Here is a 2,390-nt window from a genome sequence, read left to right as displayed (position 1 = left end):
GCGGTCCGGGAATGGTTTCGCGTACTGTTATGATATAACATTACGGAGTCTCTCATGACCGATGCCCGCCTTCCCGTCACCGTGCTCTCCGGCTTTCTCGGCGCCGGAAAGACCACGCTGCTGAACCATGTGCTGAACAACCGCGAGGGGCGCAGGGTGGCGGTGATCGTCAACGACATGTCCGAGGTGAACATCGACGCCGATCTGGTGCGCCAGGGGGCGGAGCTGTCGCGCTCGGAGGAGAAGCTGGTCGAGATGACCAACGGCTGCATCTGCTGCACCCTGCGCGACGACCTGCTGCAGGAGGTGCGGCGGCTGGCGGCGGAAGGTCGCTTCGACTACCTGCTGATCGAAAGCACCGGCGTGTCGGAGCCGCTGCCGGTCGCCGCGACCTTCGAGTTCCGCGACGAGGCGGGCGAGAGCCTGTCGGATATCGCCCGCCTCGATGCGATGGTGACGGTGGTCGACGCGGTGCATCTGCTGAAGGATTACGCCTCGGCGGATTTCCTTGTCGACCGCGGCGAGAGCGCGGGCGAGGCGGATGAGCGGCGGCTGGTCGATCTGCTGGTCGCGCAGATCGAATTCGCCGATGTGGTGGTGCTGAACAAGGTCTCCGACGCCACGCCCGAGCAGCTGCAGGCGGCGCGGCTGATCATCCGCGGGCTGAACCCGGACGCCCGGGTGATCGAGACCGACCGCAGCCGGGTGGCGCCGAGCGAGGTCTTCGACACCGGGTTGTTTGATTTCCAGCGCGCGCATCAGCATCCGCTGTGGTTCAAGGAGTTGCACGGCTTCGCCGACCATGTGCCGGAGGACGCGGAATATGACATCACCAGCTTCGTCTACCGCGCCCGCCGGCCGTTCCGGCCCGAGGCCTTCGACGACTTCCTGCAGACTCCCCTGCCCGGGGTGATCCGGGCCAAGGGGCATTTCTGGCTGGCGACACGGCCCGACTGGGCAGGCGAGTTCAGCCTCGCCGGGGCGCTGGCCACTACCCATGGGCTGGGCATGTGGTGGGCGGCGGTGCCGGAGAGCTACTGGCCGGAAAGCGAGGGGGCGCGGGCGCGGATGCGCGCGCGCTGGGACGAGGCCTTCGGCGACCGGCGGCAGGAGCTGGTGTTCATCGGCACGCTGGGCACGATGAACCGCGAACGGATCACCGCGATGCTGGACCGCTGCCTGGTGGCGGAAACGGGCTTTGTGCCGGAGGCTTGGCGCGGCCTGCCCGATCCGCTGCCGCGCTGGGGACGGCAGGCAGCGGCCTGACCCATGCGGCGCAACCTCTCCACCTCGCTGCGCCGCCGGGCGCGGAGTGACGCGATGGGTCGCTATGACCGGCTACCGGCCGAGCTACGGCTCTGGCTGGCCGGGGCGGCGCTGCCTTGGTCGGCGGCCTCGGCGCTGCGGCTCTGGCAGCGGGCGCTGAACGAGGCGCCGGATCTGGCCGCCGCCCGGCGGCGGCTGGAGGCCGCCGAGGCGAGGCTACTGGCCCGCGACGCCGCGCGGGTCTGGGGGCCGGACTACCCTTTGACGAGGTGACCGGCTGCCGGCTCGGGCGGGTTTGCGCCTGAGCCGAGCCACCGTCGACAGCACGATGACGTAGAGGCCGGGCACCAGGAAGACGCCGATCACCGTCGAGGGGATCATCCCGCCCAGGACCGAGATGCCGATGGCGTTCTGCGCCCCTGCCCCGGCGCCGGTGGCGATGGCCAGCGGCAGCACCCCGAGCATGAAGGCGATCGAGGTCATCAGGATCGACCGCAACCGCTGCCGCGCCGCCATGGTGCTGGCCTCGACCAGCGTCATGCCGCGCTCCTGCAGGGTCTGGGCGAACTCGACGATCAGGATCGCGTTGCGCGCGGCAGGGCCGATGGTGGCAAGAAGGCCGACCTTGAAATACACGTCGTTGTCCTGCCCGAAGAGCGTCGCCGCCGCCACCGCCCCAGCACCCCGACAGGCACCGAGAGCATCACCGCGAAGGGCACCGTCCAGCTTTCGTAGAGCGCCGCGAGGCAGAGGAAGACGATCATCGCCGACAGCGCATAGAGCAGCGGCGCCTGATTGCCCGCCAGACGTTCCTGATAGGACAGGTCGGCCCAGGCCGCGCCATGGCCGCCCCGAAGCTCCGCCGTCAGGCTTTCCATCACCTCCATCGCATCGCCCGAACTGGTCCCCTCGGTCGCAGCACCCGAAAGCGACAGCGCCCGCGAGCCGCCGTAGCGCGTCAGGCTCGGCGCAACCTCGTCCCACTCCTGCGTCCTAAAGGCGGCGAAGGGCGCCATCTCGCCTCCGGAGGTCCGAGCATACCAGCCGTCCACGTCCTCCGGCTGCATCCGATAGGGCGCGTCGCCCTGCACGATGACCGGGCGTGGCCCGGCCAAGATTGTGCG

General features: G+C 69.5%; 2 protein-coding genes and 1 pseudogene. 2 read left to right on the top strand and 1 reads right to left on the bottom strand.

The annotated features are described in order from the left end of the window. Nucleotides 1-54 precede the first annotated feature (54 nt). Together C5F48_RS23160 and C5F48_RS23155 are read left to right on the top strand one after the other, a co-directional pair. Nucleotides 55-1,266 carry a GTP-binding protein gene (locus C5F48_RS23160; RefSeq protein ID WP_107666049.1) on the top strand — a complete coding sequence of 404 codons (1,212 nt, stop codon included), beginning with the start codon at nt 55-57 and terminating at the stop codon, nt 1,264-1,266. Between the two features lie 3 nt (nt 1,267-1,269). Then, a complete protein-coding gene (locus C5F48_RS23155; protein WP_107666048.1) occupies nt 1,270-1,539 on the top strand; it encodes a DUF6525 family protein in 270 nt (89 codons plus the stop codon). On the opposite strand, the pseudogene C5F48_RS23150 reads toward C5F48_RS23155, so the two are convergent. Next, nucleotides 1,483-2,390 (bottom strand): annotated as a pseudogene (locus C5F48_RS23150) (efflux RND transporter permease subunit); the annotation flags it as partial. The gene C5F48_RS23155 and the pseudogene C5F48_RS23150 sit on opposite strands and share 57 nt — an antisense overlap.

Origin of the sequence: Cereibacter changlensis JA139 (assembly GCF_003034985.1) — a bacterium.
Classification (GTDB): domain Bacteria; phylum Pseudomonadota; class Alphaproteobacteria; order Rhodobacterales; family Rhodobacteraceae; genus Cereibacter; species Cereibacter changlensis.
The sequence above is the reverse complement of the archived record's forward strand: the minus strand, read 5'-3'. Positions and strand labels throughout refer to the sequence as shown.

Bases quoted from the DNA above. Each gene is read 5' to 3' on its own strand.
- C5F48_RS23160 (WP_107666049.1), top strand. From the start codon at position 55: ATGACCGATGCCCGCCTTCCCGTCACCGTGCTCTCCGGCTTTCTCGGC.
- C5F48_RS23155 (WP_107666048.1), top strand. From the start codon at position 1,270: ATGCGGCGCAACCTCTCCACCTCGCTGCGCCGCCGGGCGCGGAGTGAC.